This is a genomic window from Halorubrum sp. AS12, assembly GCF_051122765.1.
Taxonomy (GTDB): Archaea; Halobacteriota; Halobacteria; order Halobacteriales; family Haloferacaceae; genus Halorubrum; species Halorubrum trapanicum.
On the sequence record NZ_CP185385.1, the window covers coordinates 999,437 to 1,026,290 of the forward strand.

Below are 26,854 nucleotides of genomic sequence, written 5' to 3' on the forward strand. Positions count from 1 at the left end.
GGATACCCGACCGCAATGTCTCTCCTTCCCCGCTGGTTCGAGGCACTCTCGTTTCAGGCACAGATCGCCCTCTTCGCGGTCGTGTTCGATCCGATCGGCTTCGCCGCCGGCTACCTGCTCGCTCCCGAGTTCGGCGTCGAACCGATCCTCGGCGGCGCGTACGGACTCGTCGCAGCGAGCGTCCCGGTGACGCTGCTCGTGATGCGCGAGGCGAACCAGCGGTAGTCGCCGCGGAGTCGCGGATGGTTCGACCGGATCAGGCGTCGAGCACTTCGATCAGGTTCCCCTCCGGGTCGCGAACGAACAGGATCGTCGTCCCGCTCTCGGTCGTGCGCGGCGGGCTGAGCGTCTCGACATCGTCCGCGAGGTCGGCGTAGAACGCCTCCACGTCGTCGACGGTGAGGCCGAGGTGCGTCGCGCCGGGGCGGTTCAGGGCGGGAGCGTCTGCCGTGGGACCGTCGCCCGCTTCCTCGGCGGGGTCGTACGCGACGAGTTCGACGCGGACGCCGTCGGCGTCGAGGTGCGCGAACTCGGCCGACGCGTCCTCGACGTCGACCGCCTCGGCGAAGGCGTCGCCGCCGACGGAGAACTCGCTGACGACGTCGAGGTCGAACGTCTCGACGTAGAACTCGACGGCACGGTCGAGGTCGGAAACGGTGATCCCGACGTGGTGCGCGGTTGGGTCGGACACAGCCCGTGAGTCGCCGGTGGCCGAGAAAACGGTGTCGACCCCGCGTTAATCGGGCGTCCGGGGGTCGCCGGTCGGAGGGACCGCGTCGTCAGCGAGGGGGTTCTGCGGGACGACCTGAATCCCGTACTCGGTGTCCAGCACCGCCGCGTCGATCTCGAACACGTCGGCGAGCAGCCGCTCCGTGATCACCTCCTCTGGCGGGCCGCGGGCGCGCGTCGAGCCGTCCTTGAGCGCGACGACGTGGTCGGCGTACCGCGCGGCCTGCGCGATGTCGTGGAGGACGAGCACGACGGTGATCCGGCTCTCGTCGCGGAGCGTCTCGACGATCTCGGATCACCTCCAGCTGGTGTTGCGGGTCGAGGAACGTCGTCGGCTCGTCGAGCAGGAGGACATCCGTGTCCTGCGCGATCGCCATCGCGATCCAGACGAGCTGTTTCTGGCCGCCGCTTAAGCTGTCGACGTCGCGGTCGCGGAGGTGGTCGATCCCCGCGAGCCGGATCGCCTCGTCGACGGCCTCGCGGTCCTCGTCCGACAGCGAGTCGAAGAATCCCGTGTACGGGTAGCGCCCGCGCTCGACGAGGTCCTCGACCGAGATGCCGGTGGGGACGACGTTCTCCTGTGAAAGCAGGCCCAGCGTGCGCGCCAGCTCCTTCGACCCGAACGCGTCGATTGGCCGACCGTCGACGAGGACGGTGCCGGGGTCGGGCGATATCTTGTCCGCGAGCCCCTTCAGGAGCGTGCTCTTCCCGCTCCCGTTCGGGCCGATGAGGGCGGTCACCTCGTCCGGCGGGACCGCGATCGACTCGCCGTCGATGACGGGGTCGTCCAGGCCGGGGTAGCCCAAGACCAGGTCGCTCCCGCTGAAGTCGGCCGCCTCCTCCCGCGGAGACCGATCGGGGGTGCCCCGTCGCGTTCGGCGGTCCCGTCCGTCGGTCGTCGGTCGTCCCCGATCTCGGCCGCGCCGTCGACCGGATCTCGTTCGCTCCCGATCTCGGCCGCGCCGTCGACCGGATCTCGTTCGCTCCCGATCTCGGCGGTCGACTCCCGATCGATCTCCGATTGCTGTCCGTCGCTCATCAGACTTCACCCAGGTTGGTCTTCTTCCGCATCAGGTAGAGGAAGTACGGGCCGCCGACGATGCCGGTGATAACGCCCACCGGCAGCTGGACCGGACTCAACGCGAGCCGCGCGCCGACATCCGCGCTGACGAGGAGCGCCGGGCCGAGGAACAGACAGCCCGCCAACAGCAGCTTCGCGTCGCTGCCGACGATGTTCCGGACCATGTGCGGGACGATGAGCCCGACGAAGCCGATGAGACCCGCGACCGCGATTGCGGCGGCCGTCGAGAGCACGCCGATCCCGGCGATACCGAACCGGACCTTCTCGACGGGCATCCCCAGCGAGTCCGCGCGGTCCTCGCCGAGCGCCAGCACGTCCAGCTCCTGCGTGACCGCGAACGCGAGCACCATCGAGACGACGGTGAACGGGAGCGCGATCCGCACCTCCTGCCAGCCCGCGTTCAGCAGCGTCCCGGAGAGCCACGCCTGCGCGGCCATCGCGACGCCGAGGTCGTCGACGAAGAAGAACAGCGCGCGCTGGACGGAGCCGAAGACGGTCCCGACCACGACGCCGGCGAGGACCAGCCGAACCGGGCTGGTCCCGTTCTTCCACGCGATGGCGTACACGAGCAGGAACGCTAGCCCGCCGCCGACCGCCGCGAACAGCGGGAGGACCGGCATGAGTCCGTAGAAGAACGTGAGCGTGAGCAACACGACCAGTCCGGCGCCGTCGCTGACGCCGAGGATGTAGGGGCTGGCGAGCTCGTTGCGCGTGATGATCTGGAACAGCGCGCCGGAGACCGCGAGGTTCGCGCCGACGAGCGCGCCGACGAGGATGCGCGGCAGCCGCAGGTTCCACACGACGATCTGCTGGCGAGTCAGCCACTCCGGGACCGACGCGCCGAGGAACGCCCACCGCCAGATATCGCCGCTGAACAGTACCCCCGCGTCGAAGACGGTCCGCCACGCCTCGCCCAGCGACAGCGGGTACGCGCCGAAGCTCACCTGGAGTATCGTCGACGCCAGCAACACGGCGAGGCTGCCGGCGACGATCACTGCGAGCTTCGAGGTGGCGTACCAGTCGGCGCCCGCCGAGCGCAGCTTTGCGAGCCGGTCGAGTACCTGTGTCATCTCGCTAGAAGTTCCCGTTGATGATGTCGCTGACGCGCTGGCGGTCGAACAGCTGCTCCTCCTCGGGGACGTCCTCGACCGGACCGGGCCACTCTCCGAAGCGATCGGGCCAAATCTGCTTGGCGACTGCCTCCGTGGCGAACATGTCGACGATGGGGCCCTGGTACTGACCGCCGATCCGGATGATGTTCCCCTCCTGGACGGCGGTGAGGTCCTGTCCGTTGGGATCGTTCTCGAACGGCTCGACGATGTTCGAGACGAACTCCTCGTGCGTGTTGGAGATCAACGAACCGACGGCGGCGATGTAGTCGGGGTCGTGTTCGAGCAGCTCTTCGTAGCCGATGGTGCCGCCGCCGGGGATGTCGGCGTCGTAGCCGTCCTCCAGCCTGAGCCGATAGAGCGGGAGGGTCTGATTCTGGTACTGGTGGATCGGCGAGGGGTAGAACTGTCCGCCGGTCGGATCAATGCCGCGCCACAGCGGGATGACCGAGGGGCGTTCCTCCTCCGGCGGCAGCTCGGACTCGATGTTCGACATGAACTCGTCGTGGAGCGACACCCACTGCTGGTAGCGCTCCTGCCGCTGGAACACCGTCGCGACCTTCTCGAACACGTCGTACAGCTCGTAGTAGGTGTCCTGTTCGTAGCCGAACGGGTGCGTCGGGCCGAAGCGGATCTCGGAGGCGATGAACGGACCCGTCGTGTCCTCGATCTCCTGGATGTCGGCGTCGTCCCAGTCGGTGAACCGACCCAGCGACCGGGGGTCGATGAGGTTGACGTCGGGGTCGGCCGCGTAGAAGTTCTCCTTGTCGTAGCCGGACTCGGAGGCGGCGGCGAGGGCCATGATCGCCTCCTCGTCGAGGGTGACGTCAGGGAGGATGTCGTAGAGCTTCCGGGGCGCGCGGGCCATATCCGTCGCCGCGACGGGCTGTTTGCCGAGCGCCATCCCGATGTCGAGGAAGACGCTGGGGATGACGGAGTACGTCTCGGGCACCTCCTCGAAGGTAAACTCGCCGTGCGGGTGGATCTCCACCGTGTAGGGGTCGGTCCCGCTCGAGTCCGCCCCGGAGGAGTCGTCGTCCGTCGCCTCGGTAGCGGAGCCGTCTCCTCCCGCGGAGTCGTTCGTCCCGCCGGCGGTCGATCCGTCGGTCTCGTTCAGGCAGCCGGCGAACCCGGCAGCAACAAATCCAGCGGTTCCAGCCAACAGCTGACGCCTTCGTGGCATACGGATTTAGGTTGGCCTAAATAGTGATAGTGATTCCTCGCGTTCACCGTAATGCGGCGTGGCGTCGCGTTCACGCCGTGAACGATCGAACGGACCTTCGCGCCAGGGGGTCACGGAAATCCTTCGAGCGGGCGTCGATCGGCGCGTTCGCGTCGCTCACGGTCGGCGACGTGCGGAGATCGACGGAATTAGAAGGGAACTCGTCCGCGGTCAGCAGGCTACTCGGGGTCCGTGCCGTCGGCCAGCCGCGCGAGCGGGGTCGCCCGGGCGCGGTAACGCGCGATCGTCTCCTCCGCCCACTCGACGACGGCGGGTTGGTCGGTCCGGAGAATATCGAAGCCGCGCTCGTCCTCGCGGTCGATCGTCAGGAACGCCGTCCCGTCGATCAGGTCGATGCTACAGGGGACTGTCCCGTCGGTACCGTAGTAGAAGTGGCCGTCGGCGGCCGCTTCGAGTTGCTTCCACCGGGACCGGAGGTCGGGGTCGTCGAGCATCGTCGCGGTGACGTTAGAGTCGAAGACGACGGCCCCGTCGAGGGCGTCCCCCGCGCGAACGGCCGCCTCGGCCGAGTACATGGGGAGCGCGATGAACGTCCCGAGCAGCGACCGGCAGGACGAGGCCTCGCGGATCGCGTTCGCGACGACGCGGGCCGCCGCCAGGGGGTCGGCCGCTTCGGCGGCGACGCGCTCCGCGTCGGTGAGACACCGCGGGTCGAACCCGAACCACTCCGTCGGCAGGCGGTTCACCAGGTCGGGGTGCGTCCGGCCGACCGAAACGGTTCCGAGCAGCCGGGAGAAGTCCCCGAACACGAGCCGGCCGAACCGGGTCAGCGCGTACGACCGGTTCGCGTGGTCGTGGTCGATCCAGCCGCGGTCCTCCAGATCGCCGAGGATACGGCTGAGCGTCACGCGCGTCGCGTCCGTCCTTGCGGCGATCTCCTCCCGGGTTCGCGGCCCGTCGTCGAGCAGTTCGAGCACCCGAACGCGGTGTTTCGAGCGGGCGAGGAAGGCCACCGCGTCGATCGCGTCGCCAGCACGGTAGGCGTCGTCTCCCGCCGCCGTGACCGTTCCTTCGTTTGCGATCGTCATCGGTTATCGCCCGTTGTTTAGGTCGGCCTAAATCACTTTCCCTCCGCCGGTGTCGTCACGGGAGGCGCACGGATGAGGGACCGGAACGGGATTGGGGACCGGAACGGGATTGGGGACCGGAACGGGATTGGGGACCGGAACGAGAATGGGGACCGAAACGACCATTCCGCGTCCGGACGACCCTCGCGTATGCACGTGGTCGTCAACGCGGCCCAGAGCGTCGACGGGAAGCTTGCCACCCGCCGCCGGGAACAGCTCCGGATCTCCGGCCCGGAGGACTTCGACCGGGTCGATCGCGTCAGGGCGGCCGCGGACGCGGTGCTCGTCGGGGTCGGGACCGTCCTCGCGGACGACCCCCACCTCACGCTCGACGAGGAGGACCGCCGCGTCGAGCGGCTGCGGAACGGGCGGTCGGGCGACCCCGCCCGCGTCGTGGTCGACTCCACCGGCCGGACGCCGACCGACGCCCGGATCCTCGACGACGCGGCGGCGACGTATCTCCTGGTCTCGACCGCGGCCGACCGGGAGCGGCGGGCGGCGCTCGCTGACGCCGGTGCGGAGGTGATCGTCGCCGGCGAGGAGCGCGTCGACGTCGCCGAGGGACTCGACAAGCTCACCAACCGCGGCGTCGACCGCCTGATGGTCGAGGGGGGAGGTGAGGTGATCTTCTCGTGTTTCGACGCCGGCGTCGTCGACGAGCTCCACGTCTACGTCGGCTCGCTCGTCATCGGCGGCCGCGACGCCCCCACGCTGGCGGACGGGACGGGCTTTACCGAGGCGTTTCCCGACCTGACGCTCACGGAGACGGAACGGCTCGACGACGGGGTCGTCCTCTCGTACGAGGTCGAAGGGGACGGGGAGCCGTGAGCCGAGCCGGACGCCGCCTCCGTGTGAACGGTAACCACGAAATCGAGGGGTACACGGGCCGTGACACCGGTGTACACGGAAATCACCGAAGTATTTATGTATCGCCCGGGGGTAGTTGCTGGTACCAGAACGCCTCTGGCGCTGGTGGAATCGCACGCTGAAATGAACGGGAGTTCTTGCAGACGGCCCGACGCACCACAGCGAGCGTCCGCTATCGCCGGAGCGGTGATGGAGAGATAACAAATGGTAACGAAAGAAGAAGTCATCGAGCAGTACGACGTGGAAGCGATGGACGAGGCGGACAACGTGGACCTTTCTGAGGACGACTTGGAGAACGGCTCCAAGGGGCAGCTCATCAAACGCGCCGGTCAGCTGCGAGACCGACGCAACGAGCTGAACCAGATGGCCTCCGAGCGCGCCTCCAAGCGCGACGACCTCAACGCGAAGACGCGCGAGAAGGTCGACGAGGCCCAGGAACACCGCGAGAAGCGCGACGAGCTCAACGAGCAGGTCCAGGAGCACAAGGACAAGCGCAACGAGCTCAACGCCGAGGCCAACGAGCTGTTCGACGAGGTCGAGGAGATCGAACAGGACCTCGAACTCGGCTCCGGCAAGTCCATCGAGGAGCTCGAAGAGGAGATCGAGGACCTGGAGTTCCGTCAGCAGACGGAGGTCCTCGACGCGGAAGACGAGCGCGAGCTGATCGAGAAGATCGACGACAAACGCGAGAAGCTCGCCGAGAAGAAGGAGAAGGTCGACGACACGAGCGAACTCGACGAGCTCGTCGAGGAGGCCGAGGAGGTCCGCTCCGAGGCGTCCCAGCACCACCAGAAGGTGACGGAGCTTGCGGACAAGGCCCAGGAGCACCACAACCAGATGATCGAGGCCTACCGCGAGGCCGACGACATCCGCGACGAGGCCGACGAGATGCACGAGCTGTTCGTCGAGGCCCAGGAGGCGGCCGACCGCCACCACGAGGACTTCGTCCGCGTCCAGAAGCGCCTGCGCGAGCTGGACAAGAAGGAGGAGGAAGAGCGGGAGGACGAGCGCGCCGAGAAGCGCGAAGAGGAGAAGGAAGAGGCCGAGGAGATCTATCAGAAGTTCAAGGAGGGCGAGACGCTCGACACCGAGGACCTGATGAAGCTCCAGAAGACCGGCCTCCTGTAAGCCGGCGACCCATCGGTTCCGACGCGGTTTTCTGCGGTTTTTCGCGACGAGTAGCGTGACGGGCAGCGTCGCGGCCGCGACGAGCGAGTCGAGACCGGCGGCGACGGTCCGCGCCGGCCACCGCTTATAAGCGCGTGCGACGCCAACCGTCGGTATGGACGATGCGCCGACGAACGGACGGAAGGGGTTGCTCGCGGCGGCCGCGGTGGGCGCGGCGACGACGATCGCGGGCCGCGCGGCCCTCGCGCGGCTCACCGGCGGCCGGTTCGGTGACGCCGACGAGTACAACACCGCGAAGGTGACCGTGTCGGGACCGATCCGGCGGAACCAGGGCCGACCCTCGCCGCTGTCGGGACCGGGCGGCGCGACCGCGGACGACGTGGTCGAGCAGATCGAGGCGGCTGACGAGGACGAGGACGTCGCGGCGCTGCTCGTCGAGCTCAACACGCCCGGCGGCGAGGTCGTGCCGAGCGACGACATCCGGCGGGCCGCCTCCGAGTTCGACGGGCCGACGGTGGCGTACGCGACGGACCTCTGTGCGTCCGGCGGCTACTGGATCGCGAGCGGCTGCGACGAGCTGTGGGCGCGCGACGCGAGCCTCGTCGGCTCCATCGGCGTCGTCGGCTCCCGGCCGAACGCGAAGGGGTTGGCGGACAAGCTCGGAATCTCCTACGAGCAGTTCACCGCCGGCGAGTACAAGGACGCTGGCGTCCCGCTGAAGGAGATCGAGGAGGACGAACGCGAGTACCTCCAGGGGATCATCGACGGCTACTACGAGCAGTTCGTCGAGACCGTGAGCGAGGGCCGCGACATGGACCCCGAGGAGATCCGGGAGACGGAAGCGCGCGTGTACCTCGGCGACGACGCCGCGGAGATCGGGCTCGTCGACGAACTCGGCACCGAAGACGACGTGGAGGCGCGTCTCGCCGACCTGCTCGGAGCGGAGCCGGAGGTCAAGGAGTTCACGCCCGAGCGCGGGCTGGCGGAGCGGCTCGGCATCGGCGCCGAGCGCGTCGCGTTCGCCGCCGGGAGCGGCGTCTCGGACGCCTTCGTCGACGAGGGCGGCGACATCGACGTGGAGTTCCGATAGGCGGGCGAGCAACGCGCCGCCGGCCGCGGGAGGGAGCCGAACCGCACGCGGCGGCCGACGGGGAGGATTTTTGTCCGGCCGCGGTGTGAGTCGACACGTGACGACGCTGGTCATCTGCGTCGACCGCTCGGGGGCGATCGGTCGCGCCACCAACGTCCCGATGCCGGTCGCCGGCTGGGAGGCCGTCCGGTCGCTGGTCACGGACGCCGGGCTGGACGACCCCGAGGACGCCAGCGTGAACTGCCTGCTGGAGTCGCTGCGCGTCGCGCGCGACCTCCGGGACGAGCGCGAGGAGTCGGTGGTGGCGGTCGTCTCCGCCGAGAGCGACACCGCTGTCGGCGCCGACCGCTCGATCGCGGCCCAGCTCGACGACCTCGTGGAGCGGTACGAGCCGCGGGCCGCGATCGTCGTCGTCGACTCCGCTGAGGACGAGCGCGTCCTCCCGGTCGTCGAGTCGCGGATCCCCGTCGACTCGGTCGACCGTGTCGTCGTCCGGCAGGCCCGCGACATCGAGTCCACCTACTACCTGCTCAAGCAGTTCCTCGCCGACGAACAGCTGCGGTCGACGGTGCTCGTCCCCATCGGCGTCGCGCTGCTGTTGTTGCCCGTGCTGTTCTCCCAGTTTTCCGCCGGCGAGGCGATCGCGGGCGTCGCCGGCCTGCTCGGCGCCGCGCTGCTGTACAAGGGGCTGGCGATCGACCGGCTCGTGGCGGGGATGCCCGAGCGGGTCCGCGAGGCGCTGTACGCCGGGCAGGTGTCGGTCGTGACGTACGTCGTCGCCGGGGGACTCGCCCTCGTCGGCGGCTTCTTCGGCTTCCTCGCGGCCTCGGAACTGGCCTCCGGGTCGCCGCGGCTCGTCGAGGTCGTGGAGTTCACCTACGCGGCGGTCCCGTGGTTCGCGGTCGCCGGCGTGACCGCGGCGGTGGGGCGGCTGCTCGACGAGCTGATCCGCGACGAGGGGATCCGGACGCCGTACCTCAACCTCCCGTTCGTCATCGCCGCGGTCGCCTTGGTCGTCCGCGGCTTCGCGGGCTACTTCCTCGCGCAGGAGGCGATCCACGAGCCGCTGTCCGCCTACGGGATGACGATGACGCCGGTCCAGCAGCTCGCGGCGTTCATCGTCGGCGGCATCGTCGTGTCGCTCGTCGGCGTCAAGGTCGCCAGCGATGTCGGCACCGAGACCCTCGAAGACGTCATCGACGCGGAGCGGGACGCCGAGGGGCGGCGGGAGTGAGTCCGGGCGGAACCGGCGAGAGAGAACGCGCCCGACCGACCGCCTTTTGTCGGTCGCGGCCGCGTGAGCGGGCATGGACGTGTACGGACTGATCGGGAACCCGGTCGGCCACTCGCTGTCGCCGCCGATCGCACGAGGCGGGCTACGAGGCGCTCGGACTCGACGCCCGGTACGTGACCTTCGAGCCGGACGCCGACGCCGCGGCCGCGGCCATCGAGGGCGCGGCCGACCTCGGCGTCGCGGGACTCAACGTGACGGTGCCGTTCAAGCAGGACGCGCTGCGCGCGGTCGACGCCGCCCCGCTCGCCGAGCGCATCGGCGCGGTCAACACGGTCGATTACGGGCCGGTCAGAGCAGGCGAGACCGACCGGCCGCGGGGGCACAACACCGACGCGGCCGGGGTGACGCGGGCGCTCGCGCACCACGACGTGGCGGTCGACGGCCGCGACGCGCTGGTGGTGGGCGCCGGCGGCGCGGGGCGGGCGGCCGCGTTCGCGCTGGCCGACGCGGGCGCGACGGTCCGCGTCGCGAACCGAACCGCGGAGCGCGCGGTCGAGCTGGCCGAGGCGGTCCCAGGCGCGACCGGCGGCGGTCTCGACGATCTGGGCGAGCGCGTCGCGGCCGCCGACCTGCTCGTCAACGCGACGAGCGTGGGGATGGAGGCGCCCGAGGAGACGCCGGTGCCCGCGGAACACCTCCACGGCGACCTCGCGGTCCTCGACGCGGTGTACGCACCGATCGAGACGCGCCTGCTTCGGGAGGCCGCCGCTGCGGGCGCGACGACGGTCGACGGCGCGTGGATGCTGCTGTACCAGGGGGTCGAGGCGTTCGAGATCTGGACCGGCGAGGACGCGCCGGTCGAGGCGATGAACGCGGCGCTGCGGGCGGAGTTGGAGTGACACGGCGGGAAATGTTATTTATAAGTGGACGACGCGGCGGCGCGCCGGTGAGCGGCCGCCACCGGCGGCCGCGAACCGCCCGCGAGGGAGTCAGTCGCCCGAAGCGGAGCGAGGGCGACTGACGAGGCTGGGGAGGCGTGAGGTGCTGTGCGGAGCGGTGCTGGGTGGGACTCAAAGGGGCAGTCGCGAGGACGAACTCCGCCGACGTAAGGACCGCAGGAGCGAGCGAAGCGAGCGACGAGGACCGCAGCGAGGCGCAGGAGTCCTCGCGGCTGGGGCTTTGGAAGTGTTCGCCGTGCGGTCAACGATACCCTAAAAGAGAGGATATCATAGAACGATTCTCATACCTCGTTGACCAACCCGTGAATCGCTCAGTACAGAGGACTCACGAATCGCTCAGTACAGGTAGGTCGAGGTTTGTCCAGCCCTTTTTCGGTTGTTTATTTCGACCCGACCCGATTAATCTCCCCGCTCATACGAGAATACCGTCGTACGGTCGTCCTCCTCGTAGACGTGGTTCAACAGCAAATCGTTAATAGTGAAGTTCGCCGTGATCTCGCCGGTGTATGCCACCGTCGCCGGGCCGTCACAATCGTCACCAGTCGCCTCTGTGGTGAGTTCAACGATCACCTCGCCCTCATTGCTGGCGAACGCCGCAGTCTCAAGCGTGACGCAGTCAATGTCCGCCCCAAAGGCACCCTCCACAGTAGCGTGGTCGTCGTTTACCGTGACCGTCGCCTTATCCTCCGGATCGTCATTGGCCGTCACTGATTCAATCTCAACAGTAGCCGAGGCCTCGGGAAAAGTGTCACCGAGACACCCACTACCGACGGTAGCCAGTGTAATTCCGGTACCGGCGAGAAACCCTCGGCGTCTCATATATGAGACACGGCGGGTGCTAAGTATATGCTTTGTCCCAGTTGTTCAAGTAGGCGGCTGTACTGAGTCTAACAATACGCAAGCTCGTTTTAACGGATGATTCACCCAAATCCGGGAGAAATCAATCCCTTGCGAATAGTTCTACGACGCCGTTTAAAGAGACCACCAACAGCGGCGACTACTTTTAAAACAGCGTCGGGCTGGCGAGCAGTCCCGCCGTGACGATAAGCCCCACAGAAACGGCCGACGCGCCGTAGAGGAACGGCTTGGCGTCGCGGGCCGGCTCCCTGAGCTTGCCGGCGTCGAGTCCGTCGGCCAGCTTCGAGCCGGCGACCTCGACGAGGCCGGTCCCGACGAACCACAGCCCCAGCATCGTCACCACGAGGTGGCCGCGGGGCGTGCTCGTCAGCGCCTCGAACGTGTACTGCGTCCCGGCCATGTGGCCGCCGGACGCGACGAACGCGACCGCGCCGATCCGGGTGATCCAGCGCAGGCGGCCGACGACCGAGCCGAGCGCGTCGCCGCCGATGTCGCCGCGGAGCGCGGGCGGAAGGACCGCGAGGGTGACGAACAGCACGCTACCGACCCAGAGGACGGCGAAGCCGACGTGGACCGACCACATGACGGGGTTGAGAACGTCCATACCCTTGGAACGGTCCGGTGCCACTTATAAACCGGCGAGACGGATCGACGGGCGTTGCGGCGGAGAGGGTTTTTAAATATCTCGCACGTGTAGCCGCGGGCAATGGCTCTACTCCAGAAGCTCAAAGAGAAGCTTGGATTCGGGAGCGGCTCGGCCGAACGCGAGCCCGGCGAGACGGAAGTGACCGTCGAGCGCGAGTCGGAACCGGCCGCGGAGGCGTCCACGACCGAAGCGGACGAGGCCGAGCCGACCGACGAGAGCGAGGCCGGCGAGCCGATCGCGGGCGAATCGGACGAGAGCGAGACCGACGTCGACGACCTCGCGGACGGGGACGACGATCCGGTCGCCGCGGAGACGGAGGCCGCCGCCTCGACCGAGTCGCTCGTCGACGAGGAGGCCGCCGCGGCCGACGACGCCGGGACCGAAGCCGACGATGCGGCGGAGCCGGCGGAGGCCGCGGGGAGCGAGGCGGACAACGTCGCGGTCGACGACGACGACCGCGGCCCGAGCGTCGAGGAGATCAAGGGCATCGGACCGGCGTACGCCGAGCGCCTCGCAGAGATCGGCATCGAGACGATAGACGACCTCGCCGGCGCGGACGCCGCCGCGATCGCCGAGGGGACGAGCGTCGGCGAGGAGCGCGCCGCGACGTGGATCGACCGCGCGAGCGAGTTCTGAATCGGCGGACCGGTTTCGACGACCGCAACTGTTTCACCGCCCCCGCCGAACAGGGTTCCATGAGGCGAACGGTACACACCGACCGGGACCGGTTCCGCGCGGTCGCCGCCGCGGCGCCGGACGGCGCGCGGGTCCCGGTCGAGCTCCGGGTCGCCGTCGACGACCCCTTCGCGGCCTACCGCCGGGCGCGGGACGGTCCCGGCGGCGTCTTCTACGAGACGACCGGCGGCCAGTCCGGGTGGGGGTACTTCGGCGTCGACCCGGTCGAGCGACTGACCGTCTCCGGCGACGCGGTGGTCGCCGGCGCGGGCGGTGAGCGGGGGAGATCGGGAGCCGAAGGCGAGTCGGAATCGAAAACCGCGGGCGACTACCGGCGCCCCTCCGCCTCGCTTTCGGCGCTGGAGGGCGTCCTCGACGGCGAACGGCTGGCGCGCGGCGACTGCGACGTGCCGTACCCGTGCGGCGCGTTCGGCTGGCTCTCCTACGACGCCGCCCGCGAACTGGAGGAGTTCCCGCCCGCGGCGCCCGAGGGTCCGGGGGCGGTCGACGACCGAGGACTCCCGCGGCTTCAGGTCGCCCTGTTCGACCGGATCGCGGCCTGGGAGTGTCCGGTGGACGCGGGCGGGTCGTCCGACGGCGCCGCCGACGCCGGTGACCAGACCGTCACGCTCCGAGTGACCGCCTGCCCCCGCGTGCCGGACGGACTCGACGACCCCGACGCCGACCGCGACGCGCTCGACGCGCTGTTCGACGAGGGACGGTCGCGCGCGGCGGCGCTGATAGGTCGGATCGAGAGCGGCGGCCCGGACGCCGAGGCGGCGTCCGATCCGACCGCCGAGAGTGCGACCTTCGAGAGCGACGTGGGCCGCGAGGGGTACGCCGACGCGGTCCGGCGGGCCAAGGAGTACGTCCGCGAGGGCGACACCTTTCAGGCGAACGTCTCCCAGCGCCTGACCGCGCCCGCCGCGGTCCACCCGGTCGACGCGTACGACGCGCTCCGCGAGGTGAACCCGGCGCCGTACTCCGGGCTGATCGAGTTCGGCGGCTCCGGCGAGACCGACCGTCCGAGCGGCGTCGACCTCGTGAGCGCGAGTCCGGAACTACTCTTGGAGCGCGAGCCGACCAACGACCCCGAGCGCGGCGCGCGCCTCGTCACGGAACCCATCGCGGGGACGCGCCCCGGGGGGAGACGCCGGACGGCGATGCGGATCTCGAGACCGAGTTGACCGGCGACGCGAAGGAGCGCGCCGAGCACGCGATGCTGGTCGATCTGGAGCGCAACGACCTCGGGAAGGTGTCGCGGTTCGGCACGGTGGAGGTGAGCGAGTACCGCCGCGTCGACCGCTACAGCGAGGTGATGCAGCCTCGTGAGCCTGATCGAAGGCGAGGCGCGGCGGGACGTGGGCCTCGCGGACGCGGTCGCGGCCTGCTTCCCCGGCGGAACGATCACGGGCGCACCGAAGCCGCGGACGATGGAGATCATCGACGAGTTGGAGCCGACGCGCCGGGGACCGTACACCGGGTCGATGCTCGCGGCCGGCTTCGACGGGCGCGCGACCCTGAACATCGTCATCCGGACGCTCGTCCGCCACGCCGCCGAGTACCACCTCCGGGTCGGGGCCGGAATCGTCCACGACTCCGACCCGGACGCGGAGTACGAGGAGACGCTCGCGAAGGCGCGCGCGCTGGTAAGCGCGGTCGACGAGGCGCTCGCAGCCGGCGGGATGACCGTCGACGAACCGGTCGAGGACGCGCTCGACGAGCCGACCGAGGAGGCGGTCGAGCGATGACGGGCGGCTCGGCCGAGACCGGCGAGGAGGCGGGCGACGCGGAAGCGACCGCGGAGGAGGGCTGGCGTCCCGGCGCGGGCGAGTCCGACGCGCGGGTCCTCGTCGTCGACAACTACGACTCGTTCGCGTACAACCTCGTCCAGTACGTCGGCGAGGTCGCGGGCGCGGTGACGGTCCGGCGGAACGACGCGGTCGACCTCGCGGGGATCCGTGCGCTCGACCCCGACGGCGTCGTCGTCTCGCCCGGGCCGGGAACCCCGGCGGACGCCGGGGTCTCGACCGCGGTCTTCGAACTCGATCGGCCCGTGTTCGGCGTCTGTCTCGGCCACCAGGCGCTGTGCGCGAGCCGCGGGAGCCGCGTCGGCCACGCGCCCGAGGTCGTCCATGGGAAGCCCTCGACGATCACCCACGACGGCGAGGGCGTCTTCGCCGGCCTCCCCGACCGGCTCCGCGTCGGGCGGTACCACTCGCTTTGCGTCGAGCGCGAGGACCTCCCCGACGAGCTGGTCGAGACCGCCCGCACCGCCGAGGAGCGCGAGGTCGTGATGGGCGTGCGCCACCGCGAGAAGCCCCACGTCGGCGTCCAGTTCCACCCCGAGAGCATCCTCACGCCCCGCGGGAAGCGGCTGGTGAGGAACTTCGTGGAGGTGTGTGAGGACCGTGAGTGACGCCGGCGAAGGGCCCGAGTCGACCGACAGCGACGACCCGCTACAGTACCACGTCGACGGCGACCTCGTCCCCGCCGCGGAGGCGACCGTCTCCGTCGAGGACCGCGGGTTCGCCTACGGCGACGCCGCCTTCGAGACGATGCGCGCGTACGGCGGCGACCTCTTCCGATGGAAGACCCACGCGGACCGACTCGCGGACACCTGCGAGACGCTCGGACTCGACCACGGGATCGCCGACGCGGAGCTGAAACGGCGGGTCGACGAGACGCTCGCCGCGAACGACCTCGCGGACGCCTACGTCAAGCTCTCAATCTCTCGGGGGGTCCAGCCGGGCACACTCGACCCGCAGCCCGAGGTCAACCCGACCGTCGTCGTGATCGCGAAGCCGCTCCCGCGCGGCGGCGTCGGGAGCGATCCAATCCACGACGGCCCGGCCGCGCTCCAGACGACGAAGACGCGCAAGCCCGCGGACCGCGCGATCCCCGCCGCCGCGAAGACGCACAACTACCTCAACGGAATCCTCGCCCGGCTCGAACTCCGAGTCACCGGCGCCGACGAGGCCCTGATGCTCGACCCGGACGGGCACGTCGCGGAGGGCGCGACCTCGAACCTCTTCTTCGTCGACGGGACGGCCCTCAAGACGCCGTCGCTCGACGGCCCGATCCTCCCGGGCGTCACCAGGGCGACCGTGATCGACATCGCGGAGTCGGAGGGGATCCCGGTCAAGGAGGGGACGTTCGCGCCGGACGCGGTCCGCGAGGCCGACGAGGTGTTCCTCACGAACTCGACGTGGGAGCTCCGACCCGTGGCGACCGTCGACGGCATCGCGGCCGACGGCGACGGCGAGGGTGTCGCCGGCCCGCTCACGACGCTCCTCTCGCGGCTGTTCGACCGGCGGATCGAGGAGGCGCACTACGACGGCGAGCGGCTTTGACCGGGGAAGCGGGCCGCTAAAGCAATTCTTCGGATCGGGGTCCCCCACAGCGTTATCCCATCAGGAGATCCTAAACGACGGATGGCAGACGACAAGGACGGACGAGAGAAACAGGCCGCAGACGAGGACCGACGGCAGCGCGAGCGCGACGTCGAGACCGAGTTGGAGCGCGGTGACGAGGCGGAGCCAGCGTTCGACGACGCGGCGACCGAGGCCCTCGAAGCGGCGCTCGAACCGCTGACGTTCCCGGCGACGGGGCGGGAGGTCGTCGCCGCCGTCGGTGACCGCGAGCTCGAATCGGCGGCTCGGGTCTACACCGTCGCCGACCTGGTCCCCGACGCGGACCTGGAGGCGTTCGACGCGCCGGCGACGGTTCGCGAGCGGGTCCGCCGGCCAGCGGTCGCGGCCGCGATGAAGCGGGTCGTCGAGGCGGCGGCCGCGCTCGAAAACGTCGACTTCGGGCGGTCGCAACACGAGGCGTTCGAGCGCACCTTCCGCGCGCTGAGCGACGCCGACGAGCTCGACGACGAGGAGGGCGTCCGCGCCGTCGCCGACTGGGTCGTCGACCGGATCCGCGAGACGGAGTCGGTCCCCGGGTCGCGAGACGTGCGCCGGCAGGGAGCGAAGTACTGCCGGAAGCACGGCTACGAGGTCCGCGACGACGAGTGGCTCGGAGTCTGACCCGGATCGGCGGGCGATACCGCGCCGAGGGCGGTCCCCGACGCGCGAACGCACAACGTTCAAGCCGGTCGCCGGTCTCCCTCGGACATGGACGAGCACCGCCGGATCGCCGGCGTCGAGGAGGTGCCGGAAGAGAGCACGCTGCTCGCGACGCTGCGCCCGGTCGACCCCGAGACGGTCGACGAGGGCGAGGGCGACCTCGGGGAAAGCGACGACGGCAGCCCCGAGGTCGAGGCGGTCCTCACGCGGGCCGCCGGCGAGGTGCGCGCGTTCCGGAACTACTGCCAGCACTGGACTGACGTCCGACTCGACAAGGACGACGGGGCGTTCGTCCGCAACGGGGAGGTGTTCTGTCAGAAGCACGGCGCGACGTTCGAGGCCGACGGCGGCTACTGTAACTTCGGTCCCTGCGAGGGCGCCGTCCTCGAATCGGTCGCCGTGACGGTGGCGGACGGCGCGGTGTACCTCGACGACGAGGCCTACGAGTTCGTCCGGCTCGGTCCCTCCTCCGGGAAGGGCGACGGCGGCGGCTCGCGGATCGACTTCACCGGGAACTGAGTCGCGCGGACGCTCGCAACCGCGAGCGATGGTAGCGGGGACGCTGCCCGTGAGCGGACCGGTCAGAACCGCGTTCGGCCGCTCCCGCCGCCGGCGTCCTCGCGCCCGAGCGCCTTCTGTAAGAAGTTCATCCAGCGCTTCTGGTCGGCCGCCTCCTGCCGCTTCGCCTCCGTCTCCGGGTCGGGCGCGTCGAGTCCCTCCAGCGCCTCCAGCGCGCGGTCGATGCCGATTATCGACGCCGCCAGCCGCTCGCCCTCCTCGCGGCTCACCTCGTTCTCCTCGATGGGTTCGAGCCGGTCGAGCCGCTCGCGCCGGAGGTTTCGCTTGGCGCGCTCGACGCGGTCGCGCTCGCCGGGCGGGACCGAGTCGCGCCGCTTGATCTCGAAGACGAACGAGCGCAGGTCGATCGCCTCGCCCTGGATCTCGATCGACTCCGGGATCTCGACCCCGACGGTCGAGGACTCTCGATTGACCCGCTCTAAGAGCTGTTTCCGCTCGTACTCCTTCACGCCCGCTCGGTAGGTGACGGGCGTACTTCGCTCCTTCGCCCGCTCACGGCCGAGCGTGGCGTCGACTCCGGTCGAACGCGTCGCGACCCCGGAAGGGACGACGTTAACCGCGCCGCGCCGCGATCGGATCGCATGGAGTCGCTCGAAACCGAACTCACCGCGGCCCGCGACCTCGACGTCGCGGAACTCGCGGACGCCATCGAGTCAATCGGCTTCGAGTCGGCACGCGCTGTGGCGGCTGCTGTACGGGCTACGCCCCGGACGAACCGGGCGGCGCGCCGGCGGAGGAGGGAAGCGGAAGGGACGACGACGGCGGAGAACGCGACGAGAGCGACGAGAGCGGTTCCGGATGCCACGGCGACGGCGCGAACGACGACGCCGACCGCGAGCCACACACCGCGACTGTCTTTCCGGACGAGGTCCGCCGCGTCGCCGACGCCGCCGAGGAGACGTTCGGCGAGGCGTACGACTGGCGCGACGTCGCCAGACCGATGCCGTTCGGACTCGACGCCGACGCGGACGGCAATCCGACCGGCGAGACGTTCGAGTGGGCGCTCGCGACCGACGGCTGCGGCGACTGCACTTTCTACGAGGAGTCGGACGGACAGGGCGCGTGTACGGTCCACGACGCGCGGCCGCTCATCTGTCAGACCTACCCGTTCAGCGTCGCCTTGGAGGGGACGAGCCAGCCGATGGGCGAGGCGGTCGACGAGGCGGGCGTCGTCCGCGCCCACGAGTGCGAGGGGCTCGGCCGCGAGGTCTCCCGCGATGACGCCGAGGAGCTGGCGGAGGCGCTGAAGGAGCGCGCGGTGCGGGAACTGGAGGAGGCTATCGGCGTCCGCGACGGCTACGATCCCGGCGCGCGCGAGCGGGCCGACGGCGACGTCGTCGTCTTCGACTCCGAGGGTCCGAAGGAGGCCGACGGAACCCCGATCGGCGGGGAGTAGCCGGGAGCGTCCGACTGTCCGCCCTTCTCAGACGGCGTCCAGCGCCGCGTCCACGTCGGCGCGGATCGCCTCGCGGGCGTCCTCGTCCGGGAGCGTGAGCGGCGGGCGCACGGCCGGGTCCGGGATGAACCCGCGGTGGACGGCCGCGACCTTCGTCGCGGGCGCGAAGCCGTGGTCGGCGCAGCGTTCGAACAGCGGGCCGACCGCACGGCGGTGGAGCGCCAGCGCCCGCTCGTCGTCGCCGTCGCGGATCGCCTCGCCGAGCGCGACGAAGACCTCCGGGATGACCTGCGAGAGCGCGTTGATCCCGCCGTCGACGCCGAGGCTCGCGCTCGGGTATAACAGCGCGTCGACGCCCTGGAAGACGGTGAACTCGTCGGGGGTCCGGTCGACGGCGGTGTCGACCGCCGAGACGTCGCCGCTGGTGTCCTTCAACCCGACGACCGAGTCGCGCTCGGCGACGGCCGCGAGGACGTCGGGATCGATCGGCTCGCCGACCGTCGACGGGATGTCGTAGAGGTAGATCGGGAGCGGCGCGTCGTCGGCGACCGCGTCGAGGAAGGCCCGCTGCCCCGCCGGCGCCGTCGAGTTGTGGTAGTATGGGAGGGTGACCAGCGCCGCGTCCGCACCGGCCGCGTCGGCCGCTTCGAGGCGCCCGCGGACCCCCGCGACCGAGGTGTCGGCCGCCCCAACGATCACCGGTACCCGCCCGTCGGCCGCGTCGACGACGGTCTCGACCACGGTCCGACGCTCCTCGTCGGTGAGGCTCGCGAACTCGCCCGTGGTCCCGCACGGGACCATCCCGTCGAGGCCGACCTCGACGAGCGTCGCGACGTGGTCCGCGAGCGTGTCGGTGTCCACGTCGCCGTCGGCGTCGAACGGCGTGACGATCGGTGGCAAGACGGCGCCGCGTCGGAACTCCGGAGCGATCATAGGGGCCGATTCGACCGGGCGTGACAAAGACCTTGATCCGGAGGCGGGAATTTCCGAGTGCGGCGGGCGGCGTCATCGAGGGCGACGAACCGCTATTCGCCTCCGACCGGCGACCGAGCGGCGGGGGGACCGTCGTCGGCGTCGGCCGGCCGGTCGCGGATCCGGACCCGGACGGGACCGGCCGGCCGCGTATTCGCGCTCGCCCGCACGGACAGGTCGGCCGTCACCGGCTCCAGCCGCAGCCGTCGGAGCAGCGTCGCGGTCGCGAGGCGAAGCTCCTGTCTCGCGAAGCGCATCCCAATACAGTGGCGCGGCCCACCCCCGAACGGGAAGTACGCGTACTCCGGGCGCTCGCCGACCGCCGGTCCGGGAGCGTCGTCGCCGTGGACGGGCCCCGCCGCCCCGTCGCGGAGCCAGCGCTCGGGGCGGTACGTCGTCGGATCGTCCCACCACCGGTCGTCGCGGTGGACCGCCCACGGCGAGAGCGTCAACACGACGCCCGCGGGGACGCGGTGGCCGCCGAGCGTCACCGGCTCGGTCGGCTCGCGGAAGAAGGAGTGAACGGGCGGGTACAAGCGGAGCGCCTCGTCGACGGCCGCGGTCAGCGCGGGGCACTCCCGGAGGTCAGCGGGGGCGGGATCACCGTCCAGCGCCGCGATTTCGCGTCGGACCCGCCGCTGGAACGCGGGGCGGTCAGCGAGGCAGTAGAGCGTGTACGTGAGCCCGAGCGCGCTCGTCTCGTGGCCGGCGAACAGGAACGTCACCGCGTTGTCGACGAGCCGGTCGTCGTCCATCGCCCCCAGGTCGGCGGCCGCGACGAGCGTCCCAAGGAGGTCGTCTGCGGCGCCGGGGTTCGCCGGCGCGCCGGCCGCGCGGCGCTCCGCAACGAGGTCGCGGATCGTCGACCGAAGCGCCGCCAGCCGCCGCCGGTACCGCCGGTTCGTCGGGGTCGGCACCCACTCCGGGAGGAAGGAGGTCAACCGCCGCGTGTCGAACCGCTCGGTGACGCTCTCGGCGGCCGCGCGGACTGTCTCACGCTCCCGTTCGACATCGCTCCCGAGCAGGCTCTCGGCGAGAACGTCGAACGCGTAGTCCGTCGCCGCGGCGTGGACGTCGACGACATCGCCGTCGTCCCACGACGCCGCCGCGCGGCGCGCGTGATCGACCATCGGGTCGCCGTACTCGGCCACCTGCTCGCGGAAGAACGCGGAGCGGATCGCCGTCCGCTGCTCCCGCCAGTCGTCCCCTTCGGCGAGGAACAGCCCGTCTCCGAGGAGCCCGCCGAGCTGGTCTCGCGGCATCGCGCCCTTCTCGTACCGGTCGTGGTCGTCGACGAGGATCCGGCGGATCGCCTCGGGGTCGGTGACGAGGTAGCTCTCCGTGCCGAACACGTCGTACCGGACGACGCCGCCGTGCGTCGCGGCGCGGCGCTCGTAGAACCCGAGCGCGTCGCTCGCCAGCTCGTGAACGTTCCCGAGCAGGGGAAGACCCCCGGGCGCCGGCGGTCGCGGCGGGTCGGGGTCGTCTGCGGTGCGCTCCGTCGACGGATCGGAGTCGTCGTCGGATCGAGTCGTCGTCTCACCCATACGGATCGATCGGCACCGCGACGGACTGAGCCTTGGCACGGACTGGTCCGTGTATTTTAAATTAAAGTGTGCGGCACCGCGTGAGAGACCTATGCGCTACGTCCACGTCGAGTTCGAGTTCCCGCCGGCGGTCCGGCATCCGATCGCACGACTTCCTCGACGGCGGCGACGGCCGGCGGAGCGAGCTGCTGACGTGGCGGCGGTTGCCCGACGGGACGCTCGCGACGCTGTTCCGGGTCGCGGCCCCGCGCGAGCCGTACCTCGACCGACTGCGGGAGGTCGAGGCGATCGATCGGTTCGAGACGGTCCCCGGGGAGGCGCCGTTCTACCTCAAGGCGTACGAGCGGTTGGGCGGGCCGACGGAGCGGTTCCTCGACGCGTTCGTCGACACCGAGTACCTCTCGGTCCCGCCGGTCGTGTTCCGGCCGGCGGGCCGGCTGTCGTTCGGACTGATCGGGCCGCCGGACCAACTTCGCGACGCGCTCGCGGCGGTACCGAACCCGATCGCCGTCGAGATCGACCGCATCGGGTCGTACGGGGGCGGTCGGCGGCTGGCCGGAGTCCGGCTTACGGAACGCCAGCGGGAGGCGCTGCGGGCCGCGCACCGCGTCGGCTACTACGAGGTCCCCCGGACCGGATCGGTGGACGACGTCGCAGCGTCGATCGGCTGCTCGTCATCGACCGCGGGCGCGCACCTCCGCAAGGCCGAGGCGGCGCTGGTCGACGCGTTCCTCGGGTGACGGGGAGAGTCGCCGCGACTCGGGTCGACGCGACGCCTGACTGCGTCGGCGGTACAACTATACTAACCGGCCACCAGCATCCGATGGAGTCTACTATGGAAATCTCCGAGAAGCTCCTCTGTCTGTTCAGCGCGGAAGTTCGCGAGACCGACGACGGCGAGTACGTCGTCGACGTGCCCAGCCGAGAGATCGACACCGGATCGCTGGAGCCGGGCGAGACGTACCGCGTCGCGCTCGTCGCCCGCGACGGGTCGCCGGAAGCGGCCGGCGACCCCGACACCGCCGCCTCGCGGAGCGACGACGGCCCGCAGCCGCCGGTCGAGCCGGGCGAGATGCGGTACGTCGAGATCGAGGACCTCGGCAAGCAGGGCGACGGAATCGCTCGCGTCGAGCGCGGCTACGTGATCATCGTCCCGGACACCGAGGTGGGAGAGCGCGTGAAGATCGAAGTGACAGAAGTGAAGTCCAACTTCGCCGTCGGCGAAGTCGTCGAAGAGGCGGTCTGAGAGCGACGGGACGAACTGCGGGCAGCGGTCTGAAAGCGGCGAACGCGCCGCTCCGCGTTCACTCCTCGTCCGCCACCCGAGTGTCCCAGTACGACACCGAGGCGACGTAGTCGCCCGGGATCGTGTCGCCCGCGAGCTCGTCGAGGACCCGGAACGGCTTCGCGACGGCCCCCGGGAGTTCGCGGTAGAAGCCGTACGGTAACACGAAGTCGTGCTCCTCGTTCGCGAGCGCGAGCCCCGCCTCGCCGAGCATGGCGGCGACCTGGCGCTCGGAGTAGAGCCGCGACCCCATCGGGAGCAGCCAGGTGTACAGCGTCCGCAGGCTGCGGCTGTTGAACGTGTCGAAGAACACCTGATCGCGGCTGACCCGGCGGAGCTCCTTCGCGAACGGGACCGGGTCGTCCATCAGGTGGAAGAAGCGCATCGCGACCACCGTGTCGAAGTGGTCGTCGGGGAACGGGAGCCGCGAGGCGTCGCCGCGGAGGAACTCGACCGTGTCCGCGTAGCCGGCGGCGGCGACCTTCTCGCGGGCCTGTTCGAGCATTTCGCGGGAGACGTCGAGTCCGACGACGTCCGCGCCCTGATCGGCGAGCATCGTCGTGAACCGACCGGTGCCGCAGGCGACCTCCAGCACGCGGTGGCCCGGATCGATCGGTCCCAACGCAGAGAGGACGGCCTCTTTCTCCCGGCGGTCGATGAGCTGTCCGCCGCCGGAAAAGCGGACGTCGTCGTACTCTTCGGCGACCTCGTCGGCCTGGTACCAGTCCTGTCCCTTCACGTTGTCCGTGATGGAAGCCGGACCGACAAAACCGTACTGGATGCGGTCCGGCGTCGGACCCGACGCGGTCGGCTGGAAGCGACGCCGACCGTCGCCACGGTCACCCGCTCGTGGCGACGTTCTCGGCCGGAATCTTGACGATCACCCGCGCTCCCTCCTCCTCGTCGTGGTGGGGGTACTCGTCGACGCCGAAGTACCGGCGGGCGAGTTCGTCGATGTGCTCGCGCGCGCCCTCCTCGGTCAGTTCGGCCTCGCCGCGGACGGAGACGTACCGGTACGCGTCGTCGGGGTCGAGCACGCTGACGCCGACCTTGGGGTTCTCGCGGACGTTCCGCTCCTTGCGCCGCCCGCGGAGCGTGTTCACGAGGACGTACTCTCGGTCCTCGTGGTCGACCCACACCGGCGTGACGTGGGGGAGGCCGTCCGGTCCGACGGTGGCGAAGTGCGCGTACGACTCGGCCTCGAGGATGTCGACGTGGGACTCGGGTATCACGCGGCGAGATACGAACGCCCGCCGGAAAACGTCCCGGACGGATCGTCGACGACGAGCCGGGCGAAGAGTGATATTAACACATTATATTATCACAGGCAGATTCCCCTATATGTAGCCAACCTTTACCACTACCCGTGGGATTCGTGTGAGACATGAGTACCAGTCCCGCGGAGACCGCTGACCAGGACCGCCTGTCGGAGACCGAGTACCGCGACCGCCTGCGCGAGCTACCCCCGAGCGCCAAGCTCGTCGCGAAAGTGCTGGAGGGCGACGCGCCCCTCTCGCAGGGCGGTCTCGCCGAGGAGTCGCTGCTGCCGGACCGCACCGTCCGCTACGCGCTCAACCGCCTCGAAGAGGAGGGCCTCGTCGACTCGCGGTACAGCTTCAAGGACGCGCGCAAACAGGTGTACTACTTGACGGTCTGAGCGACTCACGCACCGTCGTCGCCGGCCACGGTCGACTCGGCGCCGACTCGGGCCGTCGTCGATTCGGGCCGGTCGGACGCACACGCAGTCCTTTTTACCTCCTCGCCCCGATAGCGGGTCGTATGGATCTCTCGGTCGTCGTCCCGACGCTCAACGGTCGGGACCGGTTGGCCGCCTGCCTCGACGCGCTGGCGGCCGACGCGCCCGACGCCGAGGTGATCGTGGTCAACGGTCCCTCGGCCGACGGCACGACCGGCATGGTTCGCGACCGCGACGACGTGGACGTGCTGGTCGAGATCTCCGACCGCACGGTGAACGTCGCCCGCAACGCCGGGATCGAGGTGGCGACGGGCGACGCGGTCGCGCTGGTCGACTACGACAACCGGATCGAGTCGGGGTGGCGCGAGGCGGTCGCGGCCGGTCTCGACGCGGCGCCCGTGGTCTCGGGACCGGTGACGCCGATCCCGCCGAGCGGGACGGCCGACGGTAATTCGACCGCGACGGACGACGCGGAGCGCGACGATCCGAGCGAACCGGAGCGCAGTCCGAGCGAACCGGAGCGCAATCGGATCGCGGGTCGGGACGTCACCTACTTCGAGGGCGGCAACGTCGCCTTCAGACGGGACGCCCTCCGGGATCTCGACGGTTTCGACGAGTACCTCCGGGTCGGCGGCGCGCGCGACGCCGCCCACCGGCTCGCGCGCATGGACCGCGAGGTGACGTGGCGGCCGGAACTCGCCGCGCGGAAGGAGCTTCCGACCCCGACCGCCGCCGACGGCGGCCGGTGCGCGCACGAGTGGGGCTGGAAGTACCGGGGACTCGCCTACCGGCTGCTGAAGAACTACGGCGTGCGCCCCGGCGTCCTCCTCCGGACGGGGTCGCACGCGCTCGGCGACGCCATCGGCGCGGCCGAGGACGTGGTCCGCGGCGAGTCGACGCCGACGCGGTGGGCGGCGACGGGCCGCGACGTGCTCTTGGGTCTCACCGGCGGGACCTCCGACGGACTCGTCGCGCGGCGGCGGGACCGAAGCCCCGCGCGGAACCCCAACGGCATCTCGACGCGCGCGGACCGCGCCGTCGCGAAGTACGACCGGCGGACCGGAGCCGAGGGAGCCGAGGGAGGCGGGAGAGGTGAGGGAGGCGACGACGGGCTGACCGAGGTCGACGACGCCGAGTAGGGGTTCGTCCGCGGACCGCGACGAGCGCGCCCCGCGCATTTTAACCGAGGGCGCGGCCAACGCTCCGACAACGAATGGGACTCACGAAGCGCATCATTCCCTGTATCGACGTCGACCTCGACGAGGAGGGCGACGCCGCGGTGTACACCGGCGTCAACTTCGAGAACCTGGAGTACACGGGCGACCCGGTCGAGCTGGCCAAGAAGTACAACGCGGCCGGCGCCGACGAGTTCGTCTTCCTCGACATCACCGCCAGCGCCGACGGCCGCGAGACGATGCTCGACGTGGTCAACGCGGTCGCCGACGAGTGTTTCATCCCCCTCACCGTCGGCGGCGGCATCCGCACCAAGGCCGACATCAAGGAGACGCTCCGGGCCGGCGCGGACAAGGTGTCGATCACGACCGGCGCCTTGGAGCGTCCGGAGCTGATCGAGGAGGGCGCGGCCGCGTTCGGCAGCCAGTCGCATCGTCATCTCCGTGGACGCGCGGCGGCGGTACGACGACGCGGGCGACCACTTCTACGAGGACGAGGACGGCGAGACGGTGTGGTTCGAGTGCACGAAGAAGGGCGGCCGCGAGGGCACCGGAATCGACGCCGTCTCGTGGGCGAAGGAGGCCGAGGAGCGCGGCGCAGGCGAGCTGTTCGTCAACTCCATCGACAAGGACGGGACGAAGGACGGCTACGACGTTCCCCTGATGAAGGCGGTCGGCGAGGCCGTCTCGACGCCGCTCATCGCCTCCTCCGGCTGCGGCTCTCCCGAGGACATGTACGAGGTGTTCACCGAGGCGAACGCGGACGCCGGTCTCGCGGCCTCCATCTTCCACTTCGGCGACTACTCCATCGAGGAGACGAAGGCGTACCTCGACGAGCGCGGCGTCCCGGTGCGGCGCTGAGCGCGGCGTCCCGGTGAGACGCTAACTACAGTTGTAGTGTGTATTTTTCCGCACCCGAAACCAACAGTTATTATCCGATCGGGCGCGAACCGTGACGTATGTCCACGTCCACGTCATCGGCACGTGTTCGCGACGAGTCGCCGGGGCTCGTCTGTAAACGGACCGACGGCGACGACGGCGGCGAGGTGACGTTCTTCGAGCCGGACGTCGACCCGGACGAGCGGACCACCCGGTGGGTCACGGTCCGGGAGGAGGACTGTATTCCCCGCGAGGAGTGGCGGTAAGAGGCATTTTGCTGTGGATTTGGTGGCTATTTATCGATCGTTGCTAGCGGAGCCGCAGGGATCTCCTCCGGATCCTCAGCGGTTTGTTTATAAATAGAAGATACCGGATCGACGGTGGACGCTTCCAAAGCCCCAGTCGGCTCCGGTCGAGGGCCTCGCTGCGCTCCTCGCTCACTCCGTTCGCTGCGGTGCTTCCATCGGCCGTCTTCCCGGAGCCGACTGCCCCTTTGAGTCCCGCCCGACCGCGTCCGCACAGCACCTCACACCTCCCCAGCCTCGTCGGTGGTCCTCCGCGTTGCTCCG

At 70.1% G+C, this 26,854-nt stretch carries 26 protein-coding genes and 5 pseudogenes; 19 read left to right on the top strand and 12 right to left on the bottom strand.

The features are described from left to right. Positions 1-15: 15 nt before the first annotated feature. Positions 16-225 carry a hypothetical protein gene (locus ACODNG_RS05035; protein ID WP_434522678.1) on the top strand — a complete coding sequence of 70 codons (210 nt, stop codon included), beginning with the start codon at positions 16-18 and terminating at the stop codon, positions 223-225. 31 nt (positions 226-256) lie between these two features. Here the strand turns inward: ACODNG_RS05035 and ACODNG_RS05040 are convergent, their stop codons facing one another. The 5 genes and pseudogenes from ACODNG_RS05040 to ACODNG_RS05060 all read right to left on the bottom strand — a co-directional run bounded on the left by ACODNG_RS05040 (position 257) and on the right by ACODNG_RS05060 (position 5,190). Then, positions 257-691 (bottom strand): VOC family protein, encoded by a 435-nt coding sequence (locus tag ACODNG_RS05040; protein WP_434522679.1) that lies wholly within the window; start codon positions 689-691, stop codon positions 257-259. A gap of 45 nt (positions 692-736) precedes the next feature. After that, a pseudogene (locus ACODNG_RS05045) lies at positions 737-1,751 on the bottom strand (ABC transporter ATP-binding protein). A gap of 16 nt (positions 1,752-1,767) precedes the next feature. Further along, the gene (locus tag ACODNG_RS05050) at positions 1,768-2,880 is read right to left on the bottom strand and encodes a FecCD family ABC transporter permease (protein WP_434522680.1); all 1,113 of its coding nucleotides are present in this window, start codon (positions 2,878-2,880) and stop codon (positions 1,768-1,770) included. Positions 2,881-2,884: 4 nt separating this feature from the next. Continuing rightward, entirely contained in the window at positions 2,885-4,102 is a 1,218-nt protein-coding gene (locus tag ACODNG_RS05055) for an ABC transporter substrate-binding protein (RefSeq protein ID WP_434522681.1), read from the bottom strand. A 218-nt stretch (positions 4,103-4,320) separates the two neighbouring features. Continuing rightward, a complete protein-coding gene (locus tag ACODNG_RS05060) occupies positions 4,321-5,190 on the bottom strand; it encodes a helix-turn-helix transcriptional regulator (protein ID WP_434522682.1) in 870 nt (289 codons plus the stop codon). Positions 5,191-5,379: 189 nt separating this feature from the next. Here ACODNG_RS05060 and ACODNG_RS05065 point away from each other — a divergent pair, with 189 nt between their 5' ends. The 5 genes and pseudogenes from ACODNG_RS05065 to ACODNG_RS05085 all read left to right on the top strand — a co-directional run bounded on the left by ACODNG_RS05065 (position 5,380) and on the right by ACODNG_RS05085 (position 10,447). Then, positions 5,380-6,057: a 2,5-diamino-6-(ribosylamino)-4(3H)-pyrimidinone 5'-phosphate reductase gene (locus ACODNG_RS05065; RefSeq protein WP_434522683.1), complete on the top strand. Its 678-nt coding sequence runs from the start codon at positions 5,380-5,382 to the stop codon at positions 6,055-6,057. Positions 6,058-6,300: 243 nt separating this feature from the next. Next, complete coding sequence (locus ACODNG_RS05070) at positions 6,301-7,224, top strand: coiled-coil protein (RefSeq protein ID WP_434522684.1); 924 nt, start codon at positions 6,301-6,303, stop codon at positions 7,222-7,224. Between the two features lie 154 nt (positions 7,225-7,378). Then, positions 7,379-8,314, top strand: coding sequence for a signal peptide peptidase SppA (gene sppA, locus ACODNG_RS05075; protein WP_434522685.1), 936 nt, complete (start codon positions 7,379-7,381; stop codon positions 8,312-8,314). A gap of 97 nt (positions 8,315-8,411) precedes the next feature. Next, positions 8,412-9,548 carry a DUF373 family protein gene (locus ACODNG_RS05080; protein WP_434522686.1) on the top strand — a complete coding sequence of 379 codons (1,137 nt, stop codon included), beginning with the start codon at positions 8,412-8,414 and terminating at the stop codon, positions 9,546-9,548. A gap of 73 nt (positions 9,549-9,621) precedes the next feature. Continuing rightward, positions 9,622-10,447: pseudogene (locus ACODNG_RS05085) on the top strand (shikimate dehydrogenase). Positions 10,448-10,906: 459 nt separating this feature from the next. Here the strand turns inward: ACODNG_RS05085 and ACODNG_RS05090 are convergent. Beyond that, entirely contained in the window at positions 10,907-11,326 is a 420-nt protein-coding gene (locus tag ACODNG_RS05090) for a hypothetical protein (protein WP_423998275.1), read from the bottom strand. Between the two features lie 184 nt (positions 11,327-11,510). Beyond that, entirely contained in the window at positions 11,511-11,969 is a 459-nt protein-coding gene (locus ACODNG_RS05095) for a transporter (RefSeq protein WP_434522687.1), read from the bottom strand. A 102-nt stretch (positions 11,970-12,071) separates the two neighbouring features. Between ACODNG_RS05095 and ACODNG_RS05100 the strand changes: the two genes are divergently transcribed. From ACODNG_RS05100 to ACODNG_RS05125, 6 genes and pseudogenes are all read left to right on the top strand, one after another. Beyond that, a complete protein-coding gene (locus tag ACODNG_RS05100) occupies positions 12,072-12,647 on the top strand; it encodes a helix-hairpin-helix domain-containing protein (RefSeq protein WP_434522688.1) in 576 nt (191 codons plus the stop codon). A gap of 59 nt (positions 12,648-12,706) precedes the next feature. Then, positions 12,707-14,437: pseudogene (locus ACODNG_RS05105) on the top strand (anthranilate synthase component I family protein). Further along, a complete protein-coding gene (locus ACODNG_RS05110; RefSeq protein ID WP_434522689.1) occupies positions 14,434-15,105 on the top strand; it encodes an anthranilate synthase component II in 672 nt (223 codons plus the stop codon). Before ACODNG_RS05105 ends, ACODNG_RS05110 begins: the two are co-directional and overlap by 4 nt. Beyond that, positions 15,098-16,039, top strand: coding sequence for an aminotransferase class IV (locus ACODNG_RS05115; RefSeq protein ID WP_434522690.1), 942 nt, complete (start codon positions 15,098-15,100; stop codon positions 16,037-16,039). Before ACODNG_RS05110 ends, ACODNG_RS05115 begins: the two co-directional genes overlap by 8 nt. Before the next feature lie 81 nt (positions 16,040-16,120). Continuing rightward, the gene (locus ACODNG_RS05120; protein WP_434522691.1) at positions 16,121-16,720 is read left to right on the top strand and encodes a hypothetical protein; all 600 of its coding nucleotides are present in this window, start codon (positions 16,121-16,123) and stop codon (positions 16,718-16,720) included. An 87-nt stretch (positions 16,721-16,807) separates the two neighbouring features. Beyond that, a complete protein-coding gene (locus ACODNG_RS05125) occupies positions 16,808-17,278 on the top strand; it encodes a Rieske (2Fe-2S) protein (protein WP_434522692.1) in 471 nt (156 codons plus the stop codon). A gap of 62 nt (positions 17,279-17,340) precedes the next feature. Here the strand turns inward: ACODNG_RS05125 and ACODNG_RS05130 are convergent, their stop codons facing one another. Continuing rightward, complete coding sequence (locus ACODNG_RS05130; protein ID WP_434522693.1) at positions 17,341-17,787, bottom strand: DUF5788 family protein; 447 nt, start codon at positions 17,785-17,787, stop codon at positions 17,341-17,343. 132 nt (positions 17,788-17,919) lie between these two features. On the opposite strand from ACODNG_RS05130, the pseudogene ACODNG_RS05135 reads away from it, so the two are divergent. Then, positions 17,920-18,734, top strand: a pseudogene (locus ACODNG_RS05135) (YkgJ family cysteine cluster protein). A 27-nt stretch (positions 18,735-18,761) separates the two neighbouring features. Here ACODNG_RS05135 and ACODNG_RS05140 read toward each other — a convergent pair. Together ACODNG_RS05140 and ACODNG_RS05145 are read right to left on the bottom strand one after the other, a co-directional pair. Beyond that, positions 18,762-19,667, bottom strand: a complete 906-nt coding sequence (locus ACODNG_RS05140) for a dihydrodipicolinate synthase family protein (RefSeq protein WP_434522694.1) — start codon at positions 19,665-19,667, stop codon at positions 18,762-18,764. Positions 19,668-19,759: 92 nt separating this feature from the next. Beyond that, positions 19,760-21,253, bottom strand: coding sequence for a cytochrome P450 (locus ACODNG_RS05145; RefSeq protein WP_434522695.1), 1,494 nt, complete (start codon positions 21,251-21,253; stop codon positions 19,760-19,762). A gap of 80 nt (positions 21,254-21,333) precedes the next feature. Between ACODNG_RS05145 and ACODNG_RS05150 the strand changes: the two genes are divergently transcribed. After that, positions 21,334-21,993 (top strand): helix-turn-helix domain-containing protein, encoded by a 660-nt coding sequence (locus ACODNG_RS05150; protein ID WP_434522696.1) that lies wholly within the window; start codon positions 21,334-21,336, stop codon positions 21,991-21,993. Between the two features lie 95 nt (positions 21,994-22,088). Next, positions 22,089-22,499, top strand: a complete 411-nt coding sequence (locus ACODNG_RS05155) for a TRAM domain-containing protein (protein ID WP_209546610.1) — start codon at positions 22,089-22,091, stop codon at positions 22,497-22,499. A gap of 58 nt (positions 22,500-22,557) precedes the next feature. On the opposite strand, the gene ACODNG_RS05160 is transcribed toward ACODNG_RS05155, so the two are convergent. Beyond that, positions 22,558-23,277: a class I SAM-dependent methyltransferase gene (locus ACODNG_RS05160; protein ID WP_434522697.1), complete on the bottom strand. Its 720-nt coding sequence runs from the start codon at positions 23,275-23,277 to the stop codon at positions 22,558-22,560. Positions 23,278-23,377: 100 nt separating this feature from the next. After that, positions 23,378-23,770, bottom strand: coding sequence for a PPOX class F420-dependent oxidoreductase (locus tag ACODNG_RS05165; protein WP_434522698.1), 393 nt, complete (start codon positions 23,768-23,770; stop codon positions 23,378-23,380). Between the two features lie 152 nt (positions 23,771-23,922). Here ACODNG_RS05165 and ACODNG_RS05170 point away from each other — a divergent pair, with 152 nt between their 5' ends. The 4 genes and pseudogenes from ACODNG_RS05170 to ACODNG_RS05185 all read left to right on the top strand — a co-directional run bounded on the left by ACODNG_RS05170 (position 23,923) and on the right by ACODNG_RS05185 (position 26,551). Beyond that, on the top strand, positions 23,923-24,195 hold the full coding sequence (locus ACODNG_RS05170; RefSeq protein WP_137688989.1) for a helix-turn-helix domain-containing protein: 273 nt from the start codon (positions 23,923-23,925) through the stop codon (positions 24,193-24,195). Between the two features lie 122 nt (positions 24,196-24,317). After that, the gene (locus ACODNG_RS05175) at positions 24,318-25,373 is read left to right on the top strand and encodes a glycosyltransferase family 2 protein (protein ID WP_434522699.1); all 1,056 of its coding nucleotides are present in this window, start codon (positions 24,318-24,320) and stop codon (positions 25,371-25,373) included. 74 nt (positions 25,374-25,447) lie between these two features. Continuing rightward, positions 25,448-26,267: pseudogene (gene hisF / locus ACODNG_RS05180) on the top strand (imidazole glycerol phosphate synthase subunit HisF). 98 nt (positions 26,268-26,365) lie between these two features. Next, positions 26,366-26,551, top strand: coding sequence for a DUF7511 domain-containing protein (locus tag ACODNG_RS05185; RefSeq protein WP_434522700.1), 186 nt, complete (start codon positions 26,366-26,368; stop codon positions 26,549-26,551). The last annotated feature ends 303 nt before the right edge of the window (positions 26,552-26,854 follow it).